19 protein-coding genes are annotated in these 22828 nt (G+C 65.9%); 12 read left to right on the top strand and 7 right to left on the bottom strand.

Going from position 1 to position 22828, the window contains the following annotated elements:
- Nucleotides 1–30: 30 nt before the first annotated feature.
- From ppdK to BES08_RS03725, 3 genes are all read right to left on the bottom strand, one after another.
- Entirely contained in the window at nucleotides 31–2694 is a 2664-nt protein-coding gene (gene ppdK, locus BES08_RS03735; RefSeq protein WP_036523088.1) for a pyruvate, phosphate dikinase, read from the bottom strand.
- A gap of 55 nt (nucleotides 2695–2749) precedes the next feature.
- Nucleotides 2750–4990, bottom strand: coding sequence for a glycine--tRNA ligase subunit beta (glyS, locus tag BES08_RS03730; RefSeq protein ID WP_069707709.1), 2241 nt, complete (start codon nucleotides 4988–4990; stop codon nucleotides 2750–2752).
- A 120-nt stretch (nucleotides 4991–5110) separates the two neighbouring features.
- Entirely contained in the window at nucleotides 5111–6013 is a 903-nt protein-coding gene (locus BES08_RS03725) for a glycine--tRNA ligase subunit alpha (RefSeq protein ID WP_008831867.1), read from the bottom strand.
- Between the two features lie 238 nt (nucleotides 6014–6251).
- Between BES08_RS03725 and BES08_RS03720 the strand changes: the two genes are divergently transcribed.
- From BES08_RS03720 to BES08_RS03700, 5 genes are all read left to right on the top strand, one after another.
- Nucleotides 6252–7160: a TraB/GumN family protein gene (locus BES08_RS03720; protein WP_008831868.1), complete on the top strand. Its 909-nt coding sequence runs from the start codon at nucleotides 6252–6254 to the stop codon at nucleotides 7158–7160.
- A complete protein-coding gene (locus BES08_RS03715) occupies nucleotides 7161–8015 on the top strand; it encodes a TraB/GumN family protein (RefSeq protein ID WP_051586686.1) in 855 nt (284 codons plus the stop codon).
- A gap of 269 nt (nucleotides 8016–8284) precedes the next feature.
- Nucleotides 8285–8893, top strand: a complete 609-nt coding sequence (locus BES08_RS03710; RefSeq protein ID WP_008831870.1) for a 50S ribosomal protein L25/general stress protein Ctc — start codon at nucleotides 8285–8287, stop codon at nucleotides 8891–8893.
- A gap of 98 nt (nucleotides 8894–8991) precedes the next feature.
- Entirely contained in the window at nucleotides 8992–9567 is a 576-nt protein-coding gene (pth, locus tag BES08_RS03705; RefSeq protein ID WP_008831871.1) for an aminoacyl-tRNA hydrolase, read from the top strand.
- A gap of 132 nt (nucleotides 9568–9699) precedes the next feature.
- The gene (locus BES08_RS03700; protein WP_036523082.1) at nucleotides 9700–10113 is read left to right on the top strand and encodes a PEP-CTERM sorting domain-containing protein; all 414 of its coding nucleotides are present in this window, start codon (nucleotides 9700–9702) and stop codon (nucleotides 10111–10113) included.
- 158 nt (nucleotides 10114–10271) lie between these two features.
- Here BES08_RS03700 and BES08_RS03695 read toward each other — a convergent pair whose 3' ends face one another.
- Nucleotides 10272–11777, bottom strand: coding sequence for a tetratricopeptide repeat protein (locus BES08_RS03695; RefSeq protein WP_231958159.1), 1506 nt, complete (start codon nucleotides 11775–11777; stop codon nucleotides 10272–10274).
- 131 nt (nucleotides 11778–11908) lie between these two features.
- On the opposite strand from BES08_RS03695, the gene ychF reads away from it, so the two are divergent.
- Entirely contained in the window at nucleotides 11909–13009 is a 1101-nt protein-coding gene (gene ychF, locus BES08_RS03690; protein WP_036523078.1) for a redox-regulated ATPase YchF, read from the top strand.
- Between the two features lie 201 nt (nucleotides 13010–13210).
- On the opposite strand, the gene BES08_RS03685 is transcribed toward ychF, so the two are convergent.
- Nucleotides 13211–13624 (bottom strand): MerR family transcriptional regulator, encoded by a 414-nt coding sequence (locus BES08_RS03685; RefSeq protein ID WP_036523075.1) that lies wholly within the window; start codon nucleotides 13622–13624, stop codon nucleotides 13211–13213.
- 40 nt (nucleotides 13625–13664) lie between these two features.
- Between BES08_RS03685 and BES08_RS03680 the strand changes: the two genes are divergently transcribed.
- Nucleotides 13665–14426: a MauE/DoxX family redox-associated membrane protein gene (locus BES08_RS03680; protein ID WP_008831876.1), complete on the top strand. Its 762-nt coding sequence runs from the start codon at nucleotides 13665–13667 to the stop codon at nucleotides 14424–14426.
- Between the two features lie 3 nt (nucleotides 14427–14429).
- On the opposite strand, the gene BES08_RS03675 is transcribed toward BES08_RS03680, so the two are convergent.
- Nucleotides 14430–14945 carry a hypothetical protein gene (locus tag BES08_RS03675; RefSeq protein WP_069707708.1) on the bottom strand — a complete coding sequence of 172 codons (516 nt, stop codon included), beginning with the start codon at nucleotides 14943–14945 and terminating at the stop codon, nucleotides 14430–14432.
- Nucleotides 14942–16750 carry a DNA mismatch repair endonuclease MutL gene (gene mutL, locus BES08_RS03670; protein ID WP_036523070.1) on the bottom strand — a complete coding sequence of 603 codons (1809 nt, stop codon included), beginning with the start codon at nucleotides 16748–16750 and terminating at the stop codon, nucleotides 14942–14944. The genes BES08_RS03675 and mutL overlap by 4 nt, the downstream gene beginning before the upstream one ends.
- 260 nt (nucleotides 16751–17010) lie before the next feature.
- Between mutL and BES08_RS03665 the strand changes: the two genes are divergently transcribed.
- The 5 genes from BES08_RS03665 to rodA all read left to right on the top strand — a co-directional run bounded on the left by BES08_RS03665 (nucleotide 17011) and on the right by rodA (nucleotide 22818).
- A complete protein-coding gene (locus BES08_RS03665) occupies nucleotides 17011–18057 on the top strand; it encodes a rod shape-determining protein (RefSeq protein WP_008831879.1) in 1047 nt (348 codons plus the stop codon).
- 103 nt (nucleotides 18058–18160) lie between these two features.
- Entirely contained in the window at nucleotides 18161–19045 is an 885-nt protein-coding gene (locus BES08_RS03660) for a rod shape-determining protein MreC (RefSeq protein WP_008831880.1), read from the top strand.
- A 2-nt stretch (nucleotides 19046–19047) separates the two neighbouring features.
- Complete coding sequence (gene mreD, locus BES08_RS03655; protein ID WP_231958158.1) at nucleotides 19048–19596, top strand: rod shape-determining protein MreD; 549 nt, start codon at nucleotides 19048–19050, stop codon at nucleotides 19594–19596.
- Between the two features lie 10 nt (nucleotides 19597–19606).
- Nucleotides 19607–21709 carry a penicillin-binding protein 2 gene (gene mrdA, locus BES08_RS03650; protein ID WP_155986159.1) on the top strand — a complete coding sequence of 701 codons (2103 nt, stop codon included), beginning with the start codon at nucleotides 19607–19609 and terminating at the stop codon, nucleotides 21707–21709.
- The gene (gene rodA / locus BES08_RS03645) at nucleotides 21706–22818 is read left to right on the top strand and encodes a rod shape-determining protein RodA (protein WP_008831883.1); all 1113 of its coding nucleotides are present in this window, start codon (nucleotides 21706–21708) and stop codon (nucleotides 22816–22818) included. Before mrdA ends, rodA begins: the two co-directional genes overlap by 4 nt.
- Nucleotides 22819–22828 lie beyond the last annotated feature (10 nt).

Genomic DNA, 22828 nt, shown 5'->3' with positions numbered 1-22828 from the left:
CTTCGCTCGCAATGACGAACGCTGGCTTGCTTACGCCAGCGCCGCCTGAGCCGCCGCCAGACGCGCGATCGGCACGCGATAGGGCGAGGCCGAGACGTAATCCAGACCCACCTTCTCGCAGAACGCGATCGAGGCCGGGTCGCCGCCGTGCTCGCCGCAGATGCCGAGCTTGAGGTCGGCATAGGTCGCACGGCCGCGCTCGGCGCCGAGCTGGACCAGCTGGCCCACGCCCTCGATGTCGAGGCTGACGAACGGATCGCGCGGGTAGATGCCCTTCTCGACGTAGGGGCTGAGGAAGCGCGCGGCATCGTCGCGCGAGACGCCCAGCGTGGTCTGCGTCAGGTCGTTGGTGCCGAACGAGAAGAACTTCGCTTCTTCCGCGATCTCGCCCGCCATCAGTGCCGCACGCGGCAGCTCGATCATGGTGCCCACGAGATAGTCGAGCGTCTTGCCCTTCTCCTCGAACACCTTGGCCGCGGCCTGATCGACGACCTTCTTGAGGATCGCCAGCTCGCGCTTGGTGGCGACGAGCGGGATCATCACTTCCGGCACGATCGCTTCACCCGAAGCCGCTGCGACGTCGCAGGCTGCCTCGAAGATGGCGCGGGCCTGCATCTCGTAGATTTCGGGGAAGGTGATGCCGAGGCGGCAACCGCGATGGCCGAGCATCGGGTTGAACTCGTGCAGTTCGTCCGCGCGGCGCTTGAGCGTGTCCACGCCGATGCCGATCGCGTCCGACAGCTCCGCGAATTCCGCGTCGCTGTGCGGCAGGAATTCGTGGAGCGGCGGGTCGAGCAGGCGGATGGTGACGGGCAGGCCCGCCATCACCTCGAAGATCGCCTGGAAGTCGGCGCGCTGTTCGGGGAGCAGCTTGGCCAGCGCCTCGCGGCGGCCCTTCTCGTCCTCGGCCAGGATCATCTGGCGCACGGCGGAGATGCGGCCTGCATCGAAGAACATGTGCTCGGTGCGGCAAAGGCCGATGCCTTCGGCGCCGAACTGGCGCGCCATCTTGCAGTCGGCGGGCGTTTCGGCGTTGGTGCGTACCTTCATGCGGCGGTGCTTGTCGGCCCACTCCATGAGCGTGCCGAAATCGCCTGCCAGTTCCGGCTCGATGGTGGCGACTTCGCCCGCCATGATCTCGCCGGTGGCGCCGTCGAGGGTGATGAGGTCGCCCTCCTTCAGCTCGCGGTTGCCGATGCGCAGGGTGCGTGCCTTCATGTCGATCGACAGCCCCGATGCGCCCGAGACGCAGGGACGGCCCATGCCGCGCGCCACGACCGCCGCGTGGCTGGTCATGCCGCCGCGTGCGGTGAGGATGCCCTTCGCCGCGTGCATGCCGTGGATGTCCTCAGGCGAGGTTTCCACGCGGACGAGGACGACCGCCTCGCCCATTTCCGCGCGCTTCTCGGCGGTGTCGGCGTCGAGCACGATCGCGCCCGAAGCCGCGCCCGGCGATGCGGGCAGGCCCTTGCCGAGAATGTCGCGCGGCGCCTTGGGGTCGAGCGTGGGGTGAAGCAGTTGATCGAGCGCCATCGGATCGACGCGCTTGATCGCGGTGGCTTCGTCGATCAGGCCTTCCTCGACCATGTCGACGGCCATCTTGAGCGCAGCCTTGGCAGTACGCTTGCCCGAGCGGGTCTGCAGCATCCACAGCTTGTTCTGCTGCACCGTGAACTCGATGTCCTGCATGTCGCGGTAGTGCTTTTCGAGCAGGTCGAACACCGCGGCGAGTTCGGCGTATGCCTCGGGCATCGCCTCTTCCATCGACAGCGGCTTGGCCCCGGCGCGCTCGCGGGCGGCCCTGGTCAGGTACTGCGGGGTGCGGATGCCGGCGACGACGTCCTCGCCCTGCGCGTTGACCAGCCATTCGCCGTAGTAGGCGCGCTCGCCGGTCGCCGGATCGCGGGTGAACGCGACGCCCGTTGCCGAAGTGTCGCCCATGTTGCCGAAGACCATGGCCTGCACGTTGACGGCGGTGCCCCAGTCACCGGGGATGTCGTTGAGGCGGCGGTAGACCTTGGCGCGGTCGGCGTCCCAGCTGTCGAACACGGCCTGGATCGCGCCCCACAGCTGCTCCTGCGGGTCCTGCGGGAACGGCTTGCCCAGTTCACGCTCGACGATCGCGGTGTACTGCTTGACCAGCCCCCGCCAGTCGTTCGCGGTCAGTTCGACGTCGTTGTCGTAGCCGTTGTCTTCCTTGGCGATCTCCAGCGCTTCCTCGAAAAGATGGTGTTCGACGCCGAGAACGACGTCCGAATACATCTGGATGAAGCGGCGGTAGCTGTCCCACGCGAAGCGGTCATCGCCCGAAGTCGACGCAAGACCCTCCACGGTCACGTCGTTCAGGCCGAGGTTCAGCACGGTGTCCATCATGCCCGGCATCGAAACGCGCGCGCCCGAGCGGACCGAGACCAGCAGCGGATCAGTAGAATCACCGAAGGACTTGCCGACCGACTTTTCGATATGGGCCAGCGCCTCGGCCACTTCGGCCCGCAGTTCGTCCGAGAAGTTCGCGCCCTCCGCGAGATACTTCACGCATTCTTCGGTGGTGATGGTGAAGCCGGGAGGCACCGGCAGGCCGATTCCGGCCATCTCGGCAAGGTTCGAACCCTTGCCCCCGGTGATCACCTTGTCCTTCGCGCGCGGATCGTCGTGCTTTACGCCGCCGCCGAACGTGTAGACCTGCTTAGTCATTAGTCCCAAATCTCCGGGATTTTTGCGCAAGAATGCAGACCGTGGGGAAACCCTCCTACCCCTCGATCCGCGAGAAATCCGCTACGTTGTGCACCGCAGCACGGAAGCGATCAAGCAGTGCAAGACGAGATGTTCTTTTTATGGAGTCAGTATCGTTGACTGTCACCTGATCAAAGAACCCGTCAATAGGTGCGCGAAGCGATGCCAGCGCACTCATTGCACTTGCGAAATCTTCTGCAGCAACGGCTGTGGCTGCCCGAGGTTCCGCAGCATCGAGCGCGTCGATCAACGCCTGTTCCGCCGGTTCGGCGGCATAGCCGAGCCCCGAACCCGCTGCAGCATAGATTTCCTGCATGTCGGGATCGTCCACGTTTTCGAGCGGGTCCTCGTCGCCGGTGTGCGGGTGCGCGGGTGCAGCATCGGACGCCGACCAGCCTTCCTTCTTGAGGATGTTGGCGGCGCGCTTGTAACCCGCGAGGAGGTTGGCGCCGTCCTCGCTGCCGACGAATGCCTGCAACGCATGGACGCGGGCGAGCAGGCGGACCAGATCGTCCTCGCCGCCGAGCGCGAACACCGCGTCGATCAGGTCATGACGAACGCCCGCTTCCTTCTGCTGGACCTTGAGGCGGTCGGCGAAGAAGTCGAGGAGTTCGATGATCTCTTCGTCGACAATGCTATCGCCGATGACGATCGCACCGGGTTCCAAACCTGCGGCCGTTCTAGCGTGATCAAGAATGGTTTCCTCATTCTTCACTGCGTCATCATGAACCGAAGCCATATGCTTCAAGAGTGTCGGTATTAAAGACAGCCGTATATTGGACGCCATCAGTATTTTGATAATGGCAAGTGCGGCTCGTCTAAGGGCAAAAGGATCTTTTGAACCGGTCGGCTTTTCACCAATGTAATAGAATCCAGCCAGCGTATCCAGCTTATCTGCCAGCGACACCGCCACAGTCACCGGCGCGGTGGGCACTTCATCGCCCTGCCCGACCGGCTTGTAATGGTCGCGGATGGCGTCGGCCACGGCGTCGGGCAGGCCCTCGGCGCGGGCGTAGTAGCCGCCCATGAGCCCCTGCAGCTCGGGGAACTCGCCGACCATCTCGGTGACGAGATCGGCCTTGCACAGTTCCGCCGCCTGACGCGCCAGCGCCGGATCGCAGTTCGGGACGATGCCCTCGGTGGCCAGCCACTCGGCCAGCTTGGCCACGCGCTCGACCTTGTCGGCGACGGTGCCCAGCTTTTCGTGGAAGGTGATGCGGGCCAGCTTCTTCGCCTGATCCGACAGAGTAACCTTGCGGTCCTGCTGCCAGAAGAAACGCGCGTCGGACAGGCGCGCGGCCAGAACCTTGCGGTTGCCCGCGACGATGCCCACGCCGCCGTCGGTGGCGTCGATGTTGGCGGTGCAGACGAAGGCGTCGGCGAGATTGCCGTTAGCGTCTTCGCAGACGAAATACTTCTGGTTGACGCGCGCGGTCAGCTGGATCGTCTCGGGCGGGACTTCGAGGAACGCCTCGTCAAAACGGCCGAGCAGCGGCACCGGCCATTCGGTGAGGCCGGCGTTCTCGATCACCAGCCCCTCGTCCTCGACCAGCTTGAGACCGGCGGCGGCAGCGACGTTGCGCGCCTCGTCGCGGATCAGGTCCTGACGTTCGACATGGTCGACGATGACGTGGCAGGCGGACAGCTTGCGGGCATAGTCATGCGCGCCGCCGATGGTGATCTCGCCGGGCGCGTGGAAGCGGTGGCCCTTCGTGGCATAGCCCGATCGGATGCCGCCGACTTCGCACTCGACAAGATCCTCGCCCAGAATGGCGACGATGCCGGAGAGCGGGCGCACCCAGCGCAGCGAATCCGTGCCGATCGACGCGGCGCCCCAGCGCTGCGACTTGGGCCAGGGGAAGGCGCGCACGATGGCGGGGATCGCCTCGGCCAGCACGTCCCTCACGGCGCGGCCGGGCTTCTCGACGACGGCGAAGTAGGTGTCCTTGCCCTTGACGTCGCGGACTTCGAGTTGGTCCTTGCTCAGGCCGGTCTTGCGCAGGAAGCCTTCGAGCGCCTGCTCGGGCGCGCTGGTGGCGGGGCCTTTGGTCTCCTCGCTGACGGCCTCGGTTACGTCCGGCAGACCGTTGGCGATCAGCGCGAGACGGCGCGGCGTGGACGATACGGTGATCTGGCCGGGCGTGACGCCAGCGGCGGCGAGTTCCTTGCGGAACAGCTTTTCCAGATCGGCGCGCGCGCCCGCCTGCATGCGGGCGGGGATTTCTTCACTGCGCAGTTCGAGAAGGAAGTCGGTCATGTCAGTGGCCCGTTTCGCGGGTTGATAGGTGGGCGCTGTGGTCCTTCGACAGGCTCAGGACGAGCGGAGTTGGGGGAAGACGTCCTTCTACACCCCGCTCAGGCTGAGCTTGTCGAAGCCTCATACGGTCCACCCGGGGAACTTGGCTTCCCACTTGTCCTTGTTCACGTCGATCCACGCCTGACACGATCCCTTGGCGAGATCGCGCACGCGGGCCATGTAGCTGGCGCGTTCCTGCACCGAGATCACGCCGCGCGCCTGTAGCAGATTGAACAGGTGCGACGCCTCGATCGCCTGGTCGTAAGCTGCAAGCGGCACCTTGGCGTCGATGCAGCGCATGCATTCGGCCTCGGCGGCCTTGAAGCCGGCGAACAGCGCATCGGTGTCGGCGATCTCGAAGTTGTACTTCGACTGCTGCTGCTCGTTCGCCAGGAAGACGTCGCCGTAGCTCACGCCTTCGTTGTTGAAGCGCAGGTCGTAGACCGAATCCACGCCCTGAATGTACATCGCCAGACGTTCGAGGCCGTAAGTCAGCTCGCCCGCGACGGGCTTGCAGTCGAAGCCGCCCATCTGCTGGAAGTAGGTGAACTGCGTCACTTCCATGCCGTCGCACCAGACTTCCCAGCCCAGACCCCAGGCACCCAGCGTCGGGCTTTCCCAGTCGTCCTCGACGAAGCGGATGTCATGCTCCAGCGGATCGACGCCGATCTCGGCGAGGCTCTGCAGGTACAGTTCCTGAAGGTTCTCCGGGTTCGGCTTCAGGATCACCTGATACTGGTAATAGTGCTGCAGCCGGTTCGGGTTCTCGCCATAGCGGCCGTCCGTCGGGCGGCGCGAGGGCTGGACATAAGCGGCCTTCCACGGCTCGGGACCGAGCGCGCGCAGCGTCGTAGCAGGGTGGAAGGTGCCTGCGCCCATGCGCATGTCGTAAGGCTGCAGGATGAGGCAGCCCTGCGCGCTCCAGAAGTTGTGGAGCGTCAGGATCATGTCCTGGAAGCTGAGCGGCTGTTTGGCGGCGGTCATCGGGGTTCCGTCGAATTCTTGAATGCGCGGCCTTTGGCGGATCGGGGCTGCCAAATCAACAACACAAAGCATTGCTTAGGGCATTGCGGCGCATTGCGGCACCGCCCGCGCCCGCGTCGTTTGCGGATCGTGTTCATCTCCATTGCCGTCTGCATCGTATGGTGCATAGGGTGGGACCGGCGTCGCTGGCGCTGATCCGTTCACGCCGCCTTACAGTTTCCTCCCCGATAGGTTTGCCATGCCCCGCGTTCGTACCCTTATTCGTAGCGGGCTCGGCTCCGCCCTGCTCGCCTTCACCGCCCTGTCGTCCCCGCTCGCCTCGGCGCAGGAGACGGCGCAAGCATCCGCCGTCCGACCGGCGCTCTGGAAAGTCGCGGACGAGGACACCACGATCTGGCTGTTCGGCACGATCCACGTCCTGCCCGAGCAGGTGGACTGGTACGCCGGTCCGGTCGCCAAGGCGCTCGACAGCGCGCAGGAATTGGTGACCGAGATACCCATAGACGACACCGAACAGGCGCAGGGCACGATCCTGCAGATGGCTGCGCGCAAGGATGGCAAGTCCCTGCGCGACACGCTCTCCGCCAAGGAGCGCACCGCCTACGAGGGCGCGCTGACATCCATCGGCATCCCGGCACAGGCTTTCGATGCCAACGATGCCTGGTTCGCCGCACTCATGCTGACGCTGATCCCGCTCAAGACCGCAGGCTACAGCACCGAGACCGGGATAGACCAGCAGGTCGCCGCCAGGGCGCGGGCGCGACATCTGGCCAACCATGCCTTCGAGACCGTCGACTACCAGATCGGCCTGTTCGACAATCTATCCGAGCCGACCCAGCGCGCCTATCTCGACGAAGTGGTCGAAGCGCTGCCCGACGTGAAAACCGACGTCGACAGGATGGTCGCCGCGTGGAAGGCAGGCGATGCCGACCACCTCGCCGAACTGATGAACGAAGACGAGAGCGATCCGGAAATCCGCAAGGTGCTGATCACCGATCGTAATGCCAACTGGGCGAAGTGGCTCAAGGCGCGCCTCGACAAGCCGGGTACGGTGTTCGTCGCGGTAGGCGCCGGGCATCTCGCCGGGCCGGGCAGCGTGCAGGACCAGCTTGCGGCGGCTGGCGTTTCCTCGACCCGGGTACAGTAGATGATCCGTCGTTTTGCGGTACTTCTGGCGATCGCCGGGCTGGTCGCCTGTTCGAGCGAGCCCCAGCAGGCCAACCCCGCGTTGTGGCGGGTCGAGGACGGTCGGGGCCACGTCGGTTGGCTCTTCGGCACGATCCACAGCGCCGAGCGCCCCCTCGTCTGGCGCACGGCGAAAGTCGGTTCCGCACTGGACGAAGCCGGATCGATCATGGTCGAAGTCGGCAACCTCGCGAACGAGGCGGAAGTCGCCGCCACTTTCGAAAGCCTCGCGCGCAGCGAGAACGAACCGCCGCTTTCCGAACGCGTACCGCCGAAAGACCGCGCCGCTCTGGCCACTTTGCTGAAAAAGAGCGGCCGGGGCGACGGCGACTTCGCGGCGATGGATACCTGGGCCGCAGCCCTGACGCTCGCCCGCGCAGGGGCTGACGAAGGCGATACCCGCAACGGTGTCGACCGCGCCGTGATCGCGGCGGCGGGGCAAAGGCCGGTGGTCGAACTCGAAGGCGCTGCCGCGCAGCTCGGCCTGTTCGACGCCCTGCCCGAGCGCGAGCAGCGCGACCTCCTCGCCGCAGTCGTCGCCGAAGCCGTCTCTCCCGACCGCGATCTTTCGGCCAGCTGGCGCAAGGGCGACGTGAACGCGATCGAGGCGGAGACCCGCTCGGGCCTGCTCGCCGACCCGGAACTGCGCGCGGTGCTGTTCACCGGCCGCAACCGGCGCTGGACTGGCCGGATCGCACAGGCGGTTCGCTCGGGCAGCAAGCCGTTCGTGGCTGTCGGCGCAGCGCACATGGCCGGGCCTGAGGGATTGCCCGCAATGCTGACGGCCGAGGGGTTCACGGTCACGCGGGTGGAGTGAGGCTTTGGGGGCTTCGACAAGCTCAGCCTGAGCGGAATTGGGAGATTTATTCCAACCCCGCTCACCCTGAGCTTGTCGAAGGGTCGCAACCGCCCCCTCAAACACCGCGACATCGCGCCCACGGACGCACGAACGGCTTGCTTTTCCGCCCATCTCCCAGTAAGGGCCGCGCCTTCCTGTCATGGTCATCCCTGGAGGCGTGGCAGGACGGTGCGCACCGATGAGCGGCGTGTCATCGCATTATTATCCAGTTTTGAAAGGCAAGATCCATGAGCGATACGCTTAACCTGCCGGCCGAGACGCGTGATCGGGCTGGCAAGGGAGCCTCCCGTGCACTGCGTCGTGAAGGTCGCGTCCCCGCCGTCATCTACGGTGGCAACGAAGAGCCCCTCGCGATCCACGTCCAGGAAAAGGAGCTGTCTCGCCAGCTCGGAACCGGCCACTTCTTCAACTCGATCATCGAAGTCGAAGTCGATGGCAAGAAGTTCCGCACCCAGCCCAAGGACGTTGCCTTCCACCCGGTCAGCGACCGCCCGCTCCACGCCGACTTCCTGCGTCTCGCCAAGGGCGCGACCGTGCACGTCAACGTGCCCGTCGTGTTCGAGAACGAAGAGCTGTCGCCGGGCCTGAAGCGCGGCGGCGTGCTGAACATCGTTCGCCACGACCTCGAACTGGTCTGCGACGCCGAGAAGATCCCGCACGAGATCACCATCGACGTGACCGGCTTCGACGTGGGCGAATCGATCCACATCAGCCACGTCAAGCTGCCCAAGGGCGTCGAGAGCGCGATCACCGACCGTGACTACACGATCGCGACGATCGCCGCTCCCTCTGCCCTGCGCAGCGAAGAAGGCGAAGCAGCGGCCGAGGCCGAGTAAGCTTCTCCTGCTTTCGGGTAGAAAACGGCCTCTCCCACCCCGCGTGGGAGGGGCCTTTTCTTTTCATGCAACCGCAAGGACGCAGGCAAGGAATACGGATGGCCACGCAGCTTTGGGTCGGTCTGGGCAATCCCGGTCCGCAGTATGTCTTCAACCGCCACAACGTCGGCTTCATGGTTGCCGACGCGATCGCCGAGATTCACGGCTTCGGCCCGGTCCAGAAGAAGTTCCAGGGCTGGCTGCAGGAAGGCCGCATCGGCAGCGACAAAGTGCTGCTGCTCAAGCCCGCTACCTTCATGAACGAGAGCGGCCGCTCGGTGGGCGAGGCGATGCGCTTCTACAAGCTGGACCTGTCCGCCCTCACCGTCTTCCACGACGAACTCGACCTGGCGCCGTTCAAGGTGAAGGTGAAGCAGGGCGGCGGCCATGCCGGGCACAACGGGCTGCGCTCGATCGACCAGCACCTCGGGGCGGAGTTCCGCCGCGTGCGGCTCGGCATAGGCCATCCCGGGCACAAGGACCGCGTCCACGGCTACGTGCTGGGCAACTACGCCAAGGCCGAGATGGACCCGCTGGCCGACATGCTGGGCGCGGTGGCGGCGGAAGCGGATCGGCTTGCGAACGGCGACGACGCCCGCTTCATGAACGACGTGGCGCTGCGCCAGCAGGACTGAAGGGTGTCGAGTTAGCTTACATATGGATCGCTTCACCCCTGCCTGATTCAATGAAATTGGCGGAAATTGGCGATTGGCACGGTGATTGCGTATTGCTGGTCAACCAACTCGGGTAACTGGGGTAAGACTACGATGATCCGCAAGACTCTGATCGCTCTCACGATCACCGCCGGCGCCACCGTCGCCATGGCCTCGCCTGCGCAGGCGACCTATTCGAAGGGCAAGCATACGCACTCCTGCGATTGCGGCGACAAGATCGGCAGGAAGATGTGCGGCGGCAGCACCTCCACCAGCAGCTCGACTTCGGGCGGCACCACGACGACTTCGGGTGGCACGACCAGCACCTCGGGTGGCACGACGACTTCGGGCGGTTCGACCTCCGGCGGCACCACTACGACGACCTCCGGCGGCACCACCTCGACCTCGGGCGGTTCGAGCGGTGGTTCCTCGGGCGGCACCGCGGTTCCGGAGCCGGGCATGCTGGGCATGCTGGGTGCAGGCCTGATCGGCCTGGCCTACGCGCGCCGCCGCAAGGCCCGCGCCTGATATTTCGGCACTGGTGCCCACCCCGCTGCGACTAAGGCCTTTGGCCTAAGTCTCGCTCCCCTCCCGCAAGCGGGAGGGACGTCTCCGTTTCTCCCCTCCCGCAAGCGGGAGGGGGTGGGGGTGGGTTCTACCTAATCTGGCAAAAGGCCGTCGCCGGATCACCCGGCGGCGGCCTTCGCCTTTTTCAGTTCGCGCGCGATCGCACGGTTGGCGGGATCGAGATCGGCGGCTTTTTCAAGCAGTCGCTGCGCCTCGCCGAGATCGCGCCCCGCCACGACGCGCACCAGTCCGGCAACGAAAAGATAGTCCGGATTGTCGCTGCCCAGCGCTACCGCCTTGTCGGCAGCGCGGATGGCGGCATCCCCCTCACCCAGCCCGCTTCGCGTGAATGCGAGGCGCTTGAGCACCTCCGGGTCCTCACCGCGCATCAGCAGTCTCTCGTAGATTCCCGCCGCCGTGGCCCAGCGCTGCCCGGCGATGGCGGATTCGCCTTGGCCGACCAAGGCCATCGTCTCCTTGAGCCGCGCTGGATCGAGCCGCGCCTGCAGCGCCGCCGCCTCGGGCGCGCCGACCGCACGGGCAGCCTGTTCGGCAGCTTCCAGCACCTGCGGCCCGGCCAGCGTCGATGCCGCGAGCGGCTGCAGCGTTGCCCATGCCCCCTGACCGTCGCCGGTCGCCAGCTGCGACTCACCCAGCATCAGCCGGGCATAGGGATTGCCCGGAAGCGCCAGCACCGCCCGCCTGAAGATCACCCGCGCCTGCTCCGCATGGCCCAGCTGCAGCAATGCCTCGCCATAGCGCATGCTCAGCGTGGACCCTGCCGCCAGTTCGGATTCGCGCGTCTGGAGCGTGGTGCGGATCTTCTCCCACTGCCCTTGTTCGGACAGCAGCTGGATTCGCATTACCTCCACCTCCGGGTCGTCAGGCGCCACTTCGGCAGCCTGATCGACCAGCTTCGATGCTTCGTCCAGCTTGCCCAAACCGTCGTAATGCTCGGCCAGCGCCAGCATCGGCGCCGCACGGTCGGGAAACGCATCGATAGCTGTGCGATAGGCGCGCGCGGCATCCTCTTCGCGGCCCTGCGCCGATGCCAGATCGCCTGCCATCACCAGTGCCTCATACGATCGTGGCGCGATGCGCTGCATCTCTCCAAGCAGCGAAGCCGCGCGCGCCAGGTCACCGTTCTCCAGCAGATAGCGGGCGTAGGATTGCGCCAGCCGGATATCGCCCCCCGCTTTCATTCCCTTTTCGAAGGCATCGCGGGCGGCCTCTTCGTCTCCCAGCGCCAGTTGCGCCTCGGCGCGCACGCGCCATCCGTCCACCGAGGTCTCGTTGCCAAGCGTTGCCAATGCCGCCTTTGCGTCACCGCGCAGCAGGGCGACTTCGGCCTTCATTCGGGCCATATCCTTGCCCCCTGCCCGTTCGAGCCGTCCGATCGCCCCTTCGGCCCCGTCCGGATCGCCGAGCCGCAGTTGCGTCTCCACCAGCAGTGCCAGCATCGGGGCGTCCGTGGGCCTGTCCTTCAGCGCGGAGGCCACTTCCACACGCGCCCGCTGGTAATTCCCGGCGGCGAAGTCATCGCGCGCCTTGGCGTAAAGGGTTTCGGGACTGTCGCCACAAGCCGCCAGCGCGACGAGGGCCACAAGCGGAAGGGCTATGCGCATGGTGCTCTTCATGGCGGCGGGCTTACGGGTAAGACCTGAAATTTCCGTCAACCGCCTGCAACCGCTCTCGCTCTGGCCAAGCGCCCCGCACCCGGCTATGGGCGCGCCTTAAACAGTTTTCGGAGTTTTCGATGGGTTTCCGTTGCGGAATCGTGGGTCTGCCCAATGTCGGCAAGTCGACCTTGTTCAATGCGCTGACCGAGACGCAGGCGGCGCAGGCGGCCAACTATCCGTTCTGCACGATCGAGCCCAACGTCGGGCAGGTCGGCGTGCCCGACCCGCGCCTCGATGCGCTGGCGGAAATCGCGGGTTCGGCCAAGATCATCCCGACGCAGCTGTCGTTCGTGGACATCGCCGGCCTCGTGCGCGGCGCGTCCAAGGGTGAAGGCCTCGGCAACCAGTTCCTCGGCAACATCCGCGAAGTCGACGCGATCATCCACGTCCTGCGCTGCTTCGAGAACGACGATATCCAGCACGTCGACAACAAGGTCGATCCCATCGCCGACGCGGACACCGTCGAGACCGAACTGCTGCTTTCCGACCTCGAAAGCCTCGAGAAGCGCGTTCCCGCTGCCCAGAAGAAGGCGACGCAGGGCGACAAGGAGGCCAAGATCGTGGCGTCTGTGCTCGGCCAGGCACTCGACCTGCTGCGCGACGGTAAGCCCGCCCGCCTGACGCAGCCCAAGGACGAGGACGAAGCGCGCGTCTTCGCGCAGGCACAGCTGATCACCGCCAAGCCGGTGCTCTACGTCTGCAACGTCGAGGAAGAAGCCGCCGCCGAGGGCAATGCCTTCTCCGCGCGGGTATTCGAGAAGGCCAAGGCCGAAGGCGCCAGCGCCGTCATCGTCTCGGCCGCGATCGAGGCGGAACTGACCGGCATGGACATGGAGGACCGCATGGTGTTCCTCGAGGAAATGGGCCTTGCCGAAGCCGGTCTCGCGCGCATCATCCGCGCAGGTTACGAACTGCTCGAACTGCTGACGTTCTTCACCGTCGGCCCCAAGGAAGCGCGCGCCTGGACCGTGCACAAGGGCGCCAAGGCCCCCGAGGCTGCGGGCACCATCCACTCCGACATGCAGCGCGGCTTCATCCGCGCCGAAACCATCGCTTATCCCGACTTCATCGCCTGCAAGGGCGAGGCGGGCGCCAAGGAAGCCGGCAAGTTCCGCCAGGAAGGCAAGGAATACGTCGTCGCCGACGGCGACGTGATGCACTTCCGTTTCAACGTCTGAGTAAACGCAGAATAACCGTCGTCCCGGACTTGATCCGGGACCGCTGGCAGTCTTCCGGCGCGCCTCGTCAAGGACGCACCCTGCGGTTATGCTTCAATTCCATCTTCGTCATTCCCGCGAAGGCGGGAACCCATCTCCTGACTTCGCTTGTTGAACCGTCATCAGATGGGTCCCCGCCTTCGCGGGGATGACGGTTCTATTTTAACGGCAGCACTCCCCCTCCTCGAACGCCGCGATGATCGGGCATGGTCCGGTGTCGCTTCCGGCGCATTCCCGCTCCAGCTTGCGCAAGGCGTTTCGCGCCCGTTCGAGCCGGGCGATCTCCTCATCCAGATGCGCGATCCGGGCCTGCGCCATCGTTCGCGCCCGCGCCCGGTCGTCGCCCGCATCGAGGCCGAGCAATTCGGCAATCTCGTCGAGGATGAACCCGGCATCCTTCGCCGCCCTCACGAAGCGCAGGCGCCGCACGTCCTCCTCGCCGTAATGCCGCTGGCCTTTCGCCCCCCCGGTACTGGCTGGGCGCGGGTCGTGGAGGAGGCCCTTGCGCTGATAGAAGCGCACGGTCTCGACACCGACACCTCCGGCATGGGCGAGTTGGGAAATCGTCAGGGCCACGCTTGACTCCGTACTAGGGTACGGAAGTTATAAGCATGGCATGAGCGATCACCAAGCCCCCGCCAGAACCGCCGTGCTGTACCGCATGGTCATGGAAAAACACGTCTGCCCCTACGGCCTCAAGGCCCGGCACCTGCTGAAAAGCCGCGGTTACCGCGTAGAAGACCACTGGCTGACCACCCGCGATGAAGTGGACGCCTTCAAGGCCGAGTACGGCGTCGCCACCACGCCGCAGATCTTCATCGACGGCGAGCGTATCGGCGGCCATTCCGACCTCAAGCGCTTCCTCGGGCTCGATGATCAGGCCAAGCGCATGAGCTATGCGCCGGTGCTCTGGGTGTTCGGAACCGCCGCTGCCGTCGCGCTTGCCGCCAGTTGGGCTTCTCTCGGCTCCCCGCTGACGGTCCATGCGGCGGAGTGGTTCGTGGCTATCACCATGATGCTGCTGGCGATGCTCAAGCTGCAGGACATCGAGACATTCTCCTCGATGTTCCTGGGCTATGATCTGCTGGCGCGGCGATACGTGCCTTACGCCTATGCCTATCCGTTCCTGGAATGGTTCGCAGGCGCCTTCATGGCGGCGGGCGTGCTGAACTGGCTGTCGATCCCGGTGGCGCTGGTCATCGGCGGCGTCGGCGGAGCCTCGGTATTCTACGCGGTCTACGTCCAGAAGCGCGAGTTGAAATGCGCCTGCGTCGGCGGATCGGGCAGCGTGCCGCTGGGCTTCGTGTCGCTGATGGAGAACGTGTTCATGGTCGCCATGGCGCTGTGGATGCTGCTGAAACCGATGGCCATGGGATGAAGCTCAGCTGCGGCAGCGCATGACCCCGTCGGCGCGGTAAGCCACACGCTCCTGGGAATCGTGAACGATCAGACGGGCGGGCCAGGTCTGCTGGTCGCTGGCGTTCCCCGAGTCAGGGAGCCGCACGATATCGACCCAGCTCGACAGCCCGACATATGTGGTGCGCGCGCCGCCCGACAGATCGGCGCTCTCGTCTTTCGCGGCGAAGCGCTTGAGGTCGGCTCCTACGCGCATGAAACCTTCGCCGCTGGTGGCGATGAAGATCGGGCCACGCTTTCCGGCGTCCTCTTCTTCGACCACGTCCTTCTCGAAATTGCACCCGGGCTTGTCGAGCCCATAGCGGTCCATGTCGAGTTCGGTGATCGGGATCGGCACGATGGGCTTGAAGGGTTCCTTGCTCATGCGTTCGACCATGGCGACGTCATGCGCATTCTCGGCGGCCTCCTCGGCAGGAGTTTCCCTGCCGCAGCCCGCCAGAAGAGCGAGCGCGGCCAATACCATCGCGTGTTTTCGCATCATTTCCGCCCGAACAGTTTCTCTATGTCGTTATGGGCAAGTTTAACCCACGTGGGGCGGCCATGGTTGCATTGGCCCGAGCGCGGTGTCCGCTCCATTTCGCGCAGCAGCGCATTCATCTCCGCGACCGACAGGAGACGCCCCGCGCGCACCGAACCGTGACAGGCCATCGTCGCCAGCACGAGGTCAAGTTTTTCGCCCAGCAGCAGCGCATCGCCGTTGCGCGCGAGGTCGTCCGCCACATCCTGCACCAGCGCGCCGACATCGCTCTTCGACAGCACCGAGGGCACCGCGCGCACCAGCATCGCCGCCGGTCCGAAGCGCTCGAGGATAAGGCCGTGGCGGGCAAGATCGGCCAGCTTGTCCTCCAGCGCATCGCAGGCGGCTTCCTCCAGTTCGACGACTTCGGGCAGCAGCAACGCCTGCGAGCGGTTCATCGCCTCCTCGGCGCCCGCCGCCTTGAGCTTTTCCAGCACGAGCCGTTCGTGCGCCGCATGCTGGTCAACGATGACGAGGCCGTCTTCCGCTTCGGCGACGATGTAGGTCCCCGCCACCTGCCCGCGTGCGACGCCGAGCGGATAGCGCAACGCTTCCTCGCTCGCTTCTTCGGCCGCTTCGGCGCGCGCGGCGGGCTGGGCCATGACCTCGGCCTCGTAGGAGCGCCACGCCGTGCCCGTCTCCGAAACGCGCGAGGGTTGGTAGTCACTGCGCGGCGCAGAATATTCGCGCGCGAACAGCGAGCCGATCGAGGGTGCGGGCGCAACCGGCTCGACCTGCCACATGTTCATCGCGGCGGCCTGAGGCGGCTGCGCGCTCTTCTGCCCTGCCCCCTCCAGCGCATGCCGCAGCGCGCCGACCAGGAAACCACGTACGAAGGCCGGATCGCGAAAGCGCACCTCGGTCTTGGCGGGATGGACGTTTACGTCCACTTCCTCAGGTGGAATCTCAAGAAACAGGGCCAGCACCGCATGGCGATCGCGCGCCAGCATATCGGAGTAGGCACCGCGCACCGCGCCGACGAGCAGCTTGTCGCGCACCGGACGCCCATTGACGAACAAGTACTGGTGATCCGCCACGCCGCGGTTGTAGGTCGGCAGGCCCGCCACCCCGGTAAGCCGCGCCGTTCCGCGCTCGGCCTCGATGACCACGCCGTCTTCGGCAAGCTCACGCGCGACGAGGCGGGCGACGCGGGCCGCCAGTTCCTCGCGCGGCTGCACGGAGATGGTGCGGCGCCCGTCATGCTCCAGCACGAAACCGACGTCGGGCCGCGCCATGGCGAGACGGCGCACAACATCGAGGCAGACCGCATATTCCGAGCGCGGCGAGCGCAGGAACTTGCGCCGCGCAGGCACTTTGCCGAAGAGATCCTCGACCCGGATGCGCGTTCCCGGCGGCAATGCGGCGGGCGCGTCCACCGCGACGGTGCCGTGATCGACCACCCGCTTCCAGCCCTCGGCAGCATCGTGCGGACGGCTTTCGATCGTCAACCGCGCGACAGAACCGATCGATGGCAAAGCTTCGCCCCGGAAGCCCAGCGTGGCCACCAGTTCGATCGCCTCGTCGGGCAGCTTGGAGGTCGCGTGACGCTCCAGAGCAAGCGCGATCTCGTCAGGGCGCATGCCGCAGCCGTCGTCGGTCACCTCGATCATGTCGAGACCGCCCGAGGCGATCCTCACGGTGATCTGCGTGGAGCCCGCATCGATGGCGTTCTCGACCAGTTCCTTGAGCGCGGACGCCGGCCGTTCGACCACTTCGCCGGCGGCGATGCGGTTGACGAGGTGTTCGGGCAGGCGGCGGATCGTGGGCATCAGGGTCTCGGCAAAGATTGGGGGCTTCTCGACAAAATGCGGACGTTGAAGGCGTCATGGACGCATCGTGCGACGGCAGGTCAAACTAGCGACGAAACGGCGCTAATTCGAGACGGGCGATGAGCGTTTCCCCCCGGAATCGGGAACAAAATTTTGGCCTTTCGCGAATCGATGGGCTAAGGGGAGCCCTCCTACCCGCAACCCCCGGTCGTCGATGTCGAGAGTGATTCGGCAAACGATTGGTAAGAAACGGATTTTAGATGGCCGGCCCCTTCTCGCGATTCTTCAAACTCGGCTCCCAGAACATGGCGATCGACCTCGGCACAGCTAATACGCTGGTCTACGTACAAGATCGCGGAATCGTGCTGAACGAACCTTCCGTCGTTGCCATCGAAACCCTGAACGGCGTGAAGAAGGTCAAGGCCGTCGGTGACGACGCCAAGATGATGATGGGCAAGACCCCCGACAACATCGAGGCCATCCGCCCGCTGCGCGACGGCGTCATCGCCGACATCGAAATCGCGGAAGAGATGATCAAGCACTTCATCCGCAAGGTGCACGGCAAGAAGAACCTGTTCCGCTACCCCGAGATCGTGATCTGCGTTCCCTCGGGATCGACCTCGGTGGAGCGCCGCGCCATTCGCGACGCCGCCAGCAACGCGGGTGCCAGCCAGGTCTACCTGATCCTCGAGCCGATGGCCGCGGCGATCGGCGCCGACATGCCCGTCACCGAGCCGGTCGGCTCGATGGTCGTCGACATCGGCGGCGGCACCACCGAAGTCGCGGTGCTCTCGCTGCGCGGCCTCGCCTACACCACTTCGGTGCGCGTGGGCGGTGACAAGATGGACGAGTCGATCGTCTCCTACGTCCGCCGTCACCACAACCTGCTGATCGGCGACGCCACGGCAGAGCGCATCAAGAAGGACTACGGCATCGCCATCATGCCGGCCGACGGCATCGGCGAGACGATCCACATCAAGGGCCGCGACCTCGTCAACGGCGTGCCGAAGGAAATCACCATCAGCCAGGCGAACATCGCCGAGGCTCTGGCCGAGCCGATCGGACAGATCATCGAAGGTGTGCGAATCGCGCTCGAGAACACGGCGCCGGAACTCGCCGCCGACATCGTCGACCAGGGCATCGTCCTGACCGGCGGCGGCGCCCTGATCCAGGGTCTCGACGATTATCTGCGCGAAGAGACCGGCCTGCCCGTCAGCGTCGCGGAAGATCCGCTGTCCTGCGTCGCGCTCGGCACCGGCCGCGCGATGGAAGACCCGATCTATCGCGGCGTCCTGATGTCCGCCTGATCGAATAGGGAGCACCGCGCCGTGCGAGGTGCGGGCTCCTTGAAAAGCGCGGCGGATATCCTGCACCGGACCGCCGCGCGGGAATGACAGGAGTGCATGGCGCATGGCACCGCCAGCCAATCGGCGCTCCGGCTTTTCGCGCAGGGCGCAATATTCGACGTTCTTCCAGTACACCGCCGGCGTGCTCGGCGCGGTGGTGGGATTGGGCCTGCTCGTCGTCTCCATGGTCAATCCGAATGCGTTTTCGGCGCTGCGCGGTGCCGCTTCGGACCTGACGGAGTCACCTGCACAGGCGACCGCCGGCGGGCGGCGCGCTGGCAAGGACTTCATGGCGGAGATCGGCGGCTTCTTCCTTTCGGGACGCGAGCATGCCCGGCTGGAACGCGAACTGGCCGAAGCCAAGGTGCGCATCGCGCGGGCGCAGGCCACCGAAACCGAGAACCGCCGCCTCAAGCAGTTGCTCGATTTGCGCGAGGACGATGGGCGACCGGTCGCCTATGCGCGGCTGGTCAGTTCCACCGGCGCCAGCACCCGCCGCTTCGCGACGCTGGGCGCGGGGACCGACAAGGGCGTGGTAAAGGGCATGCCCGTCCGTTCGCCGATGGGCCTCGTCGGGCGCGTCCTCGAAGTCGGCATGTCGAGTGCGCGCGTGCTGCTCATCACCGATACCGAAAGCATCGTCCCGGTGCGCCGCGCGCGCGACGGCGTGCCCGCCTTTGCGCAAGGACACGGCGACGGCACGATCCGCATCCGACTCGTCAACCTCGGCCTCAATCCGCTGCGCAAGGGTGACGTGATGGTCACCTCCGGCTCGGGGGGGCTCTATCGGCCCGGCACGCCGCTTGCGGTCATCACCGAACTGCTGCGCGACGGTGCGATGGCGCGGGTCCTGAGCAACCCGTCCGACACCGACTACGTCGTCGTCGAGCGCGCCTGGGCACCGCCGCCCCCGCCGCCTCCCGCCGAACCCGCGCCCGGGAGCGAGTGATCGTGCCGCTGCTGTCCGGCAACGACACGGTCGTAAAGCAGAGGATCAACCGCAAGCCCTCGCGCACGATCGCGGGCGGGGTTCCGTGGCTGACGGTGATGCTGGGATCGCTGGCGCCGGGCTGGGTGCTGATCGCGTCGGCGCCCGTCCTGCCCCCGCTGGGCTTCCTCATGTTCATCGCCTGGCGGCAGTTGCGCCCCGGCCTGATGCCGATGTGGGCCGGACTCCCGCTCGGCCTCTTCGACGACCTGTTCTCGGGATCGCCGTTCGGCACCGCCGTGCTGCTGTGGTCCTTGTCGACGATCGTTCTGGACCATGTCGAGACACGCCTGCCCTGGCGCAACTTCCTGACCGAGTGGCTGGTGGCGATCGGGCTCATCGTGGCGTATATCGTACTTTGCCTCGGCGTATCGAACATCGCCGGTGCTTCCGCCCCCCTCAATGTGATCGTGCCCCAGATCGTGATTTCCGTGATTATCTACCCGCTCGTCGGCCGCTTCGTGGCCTTGATGGATCGCCTTCGCCTGACCCCCTTCGTGGTCATGCGATGAAGTCCTGCTCATGAAGTTCAATTTCAGGCGTCTGATCCGCGCCCCGCACGTCACCAACGGCACCCTGCGCAACAGCTTCGATCGGCGCACCATCGTCGTCGGCGGCATCCAGGGCGGAATCGGCTGCCTGCTCGCCGCGCGCATGACGTACCTCTCGGTCTTCGAGAACGAGAAGTACAAGCTCAAGGCGGAGAGCAACCGCGTCAACCTGTCGCTGATCCCGCCGCGTCGCGGCTGGATTCTCGACCGCCACGGCCAGCCTCTAGCCTCCAACCGCGCCGACTTCCGCGTCGACGTGATCCCCGAGCGGATGAGCGATCCCGAGCGCACCATCGCTGAACTCGGCAAGCTGCTGTCGCTCACGCCGATCGCGATGCAGGACCTGCAGGACAAGCTGGACCGCTCGCACGGGTTCGCCCCGGTCGAGGTCGCATCCCGCCTGGATTGGGAGCGTTTCGCCTCGGTCAGCGTGCGCCTGCCGGACCTTCCCGGTGTGGTCACCCAGCGCGGCTACTCGCGCTTCTACCCTACCGGCCCCTCTGTAGGCCATCTCATTGGCTACGTCGGCGCCGCCTCGGCCGAGGAGTACGAGAAGGACCATGATCCCGTCCTGCTGACCCCCGGCTACAAGCTGGGCAAGGATGCGCTCGAGAAGTTCTACGAGAAGGACCTGCGCGGCACCCCCGGCGCGCGGCGCGTCGAGGTGACCGCCTCGGGCCGCATCGTGCGCGACCTCGACACGCGCGAGGATGTTCCGGGCAAGACCATCAAGACGACCATCGACGCCGCGATCCAGGACTACGCGGCCCGGCGCATCGGCCCCGAATCGGCCGCCGTTGTCGTGATGGACTGCCAGACCGGCGACGTGCTCGCGATGGCGTCGATGCCCAGCTTCGATCCCAACAGCTTCTCCGACGGCATCGGCCGCCTCGAATGGAAGATGCTGTCGGACGACGATCACGTGCCGCTGCGCAACAAGGTGCTGCGCGGGCTCTATCCGCCGGGCTCGACCGTCAAGCCGATGGTGGCGCTGTCGTTCATGGAAGCCGGGCTCGATCCGAACGAAAGCGTGTTCTGCGGCGGTGGCCTGCGCGTCGGCAACCGCGTGTTCCACTGCTGGCAGCGGCGCGGCCATGGCCAGGTCAACATGGCCAAGGGCATCTACCAGAGCTGCGACGTCTACTTCTACCACTTCGCCCAGCGCATCGGCATGGATCCGATCGCGGCGATGGCCAAGCGGCTCGGCCTTGGGCAGGAGTTTCCGCTGCCGGTTGCGGGCCAGTCCTACGGCACGGTGCCGAGCCCCGCGTGGAAGCTCAAGAAGTACGATAAGCAATGGCAGACCTTCGACACGGTCAATGCCACGATCGGACAGGGCTACTTCCTCGTGAACCCGCTGCAGCAGGCAATCCAGGCCTCGCGCATCGCCAGCGGGCGGATCATCATGCCCAAGCTGATCCACGGCCACGAGCATGAGAAGCAGGCATCCCTCGGCGTGCCCGAGGAGCATCTCGCCTATATCCGGCAGGCCATGTCCGACGTCGCCAACGGTCCCGGATCCGCGCCCCATGCACGCTTGCCCTTCCCCGACATCAAGCTGGCGGGCAAGACCGGCACCGCGCAAGTCGTCGGCCTCAACGTCGGCAACGGCAAGGGCGGCTTGTGGAAGCACCGCGACCACGGGCACTTCATCTGCTTCGCCCCTGCCGATAACCCACGCTATGCCTGCTCCGTGGTCGTCGAACACGGCGGCGGTTCCGGCGCGGCCTATCCCATCGCGCGCGACGTGCTGACTTACATCTTCGACAAGGAGAAGGGCATGGAAGTCCTCACCGAACTCGAGACGAAGTGGGGCGGCACCGCCAAGGAGCGCCTCGACGCCCGCTTCCGCGCCTATTCCGCGCAGTACGGGGTCGGCGCCCCCAAGGTCTCGCCGGAAGAGGAGCGCCGCAAGCTGCAGGGCGCCGACCAGCCCGACGACCCGCGCCAGCCCATCAGCGAGGCGCAGTCGCCCGCGCCCGAGCCCGCCGATGACGCGGACCGGCCTGCGGCACCGCCCTCGCCCACTGCCACGCCCGCCACTTCGCCCGGGGCCGGAGGATCGCCGCAATGAGCCGCTCCATCGTTCCCGAGGCGATCTCGCGCCAACCCTGGCAGATGATCATCCCCCTATGCGGGCTCGTCGGACTCGGCGCAGCGGTGCTCTATTCGGCAGCCGGCGGCAGCCTGCAGCCTTACGCGCTCAGCCATGTCGTACGCTTCTGCGTGTTCCTGGTCATGGCCATGGTCATCGCCCGGATGAGCCGCAACCTGTTCCGGATGGCTGCCTATCCCATCTACGGCGCGATCCTGATCCTGCTGGTCCTCGTCGAACTGATCGGCGCGGTCGGCGGCGGCAGCCAGCGCTGGCTAAACCTCGGCTTCATGTCGCTGCAACCATCGGAACTGATGAAACCGGCGATCGTCCTCGTGCTCGCGCGCTTCTACGAGACATTGCCCCACGCCATGACCGCCAGCTGGCGCGGCCTCGTCCCGGCGGGCGTGCTGATCGGCGTTCCGGCACTGTTCGTGCTGATCCAGCCCGACCTGGGCACCGCCACCGCCGTATGCTTCGGCGGCGTGGTGACGATGTTCCTCGCAGGACTTCCCTTGTGGTGGTTCCTGGGCGCGGGCGGTGCCATGATGGTCATCGCCCCGATCGCGTTCTTCACGCTGCTCCACGATTACCAGCGTAACCGCGTGCTGGTGTTCATGGACCCGGAGGGCGACCCGCTCGGCACCGGCTATCACATCACGCAGTCCAAGATCGCGATCGGTTCGGGCGGCATCTTCGGCAAGGGCTTCGGCAACGGCACGCAGAGCCACCTGCAGTACCTGCCCGAACCCCACACCGACTTCGTCTTCGCGACCATGTCCGAGGAATGGGGTCTGATGGGCGGGCTGTTCGTCCTCTTCGTGTTCACCGTCGTGATCGGCTGGGGCATGGGCGTCGCCCGTCGCGCGCCCGACCGCTTCTCCAGCCTGCTGGCGGCGGGCATGACCGCGACGATGTTCTTTTACGTGATGATCAACCTGATGATGGTCATGGGCCTCGCCCCGGTCGTCGGAATCCCCCTGCCCTTCATGAGCCACGGCGGCACCTCCATGCTCACCAACATGATCTGCCTGGGCACGATCATGGCGGTAAACCGTTGGAATCAGGGCAGAGGCTCACTCGGCTGAAACTTTTTCA

It is taken from the genome of Novosphingobium resinovorum, from assembly GCF_001742225.1.
In the GTDB taxonomy this organism is placed as follows: domain Bacteria; phylum Pseudomonadota; class Alphaproteobacteria; order Sphingomonadales; family Sphingomonadaceae; genus Novosphingobium; species Novosphingobium resinovorum_A.
This window is presented reverse-complemented; position numbering and strand designations above follow the sequence as displayed.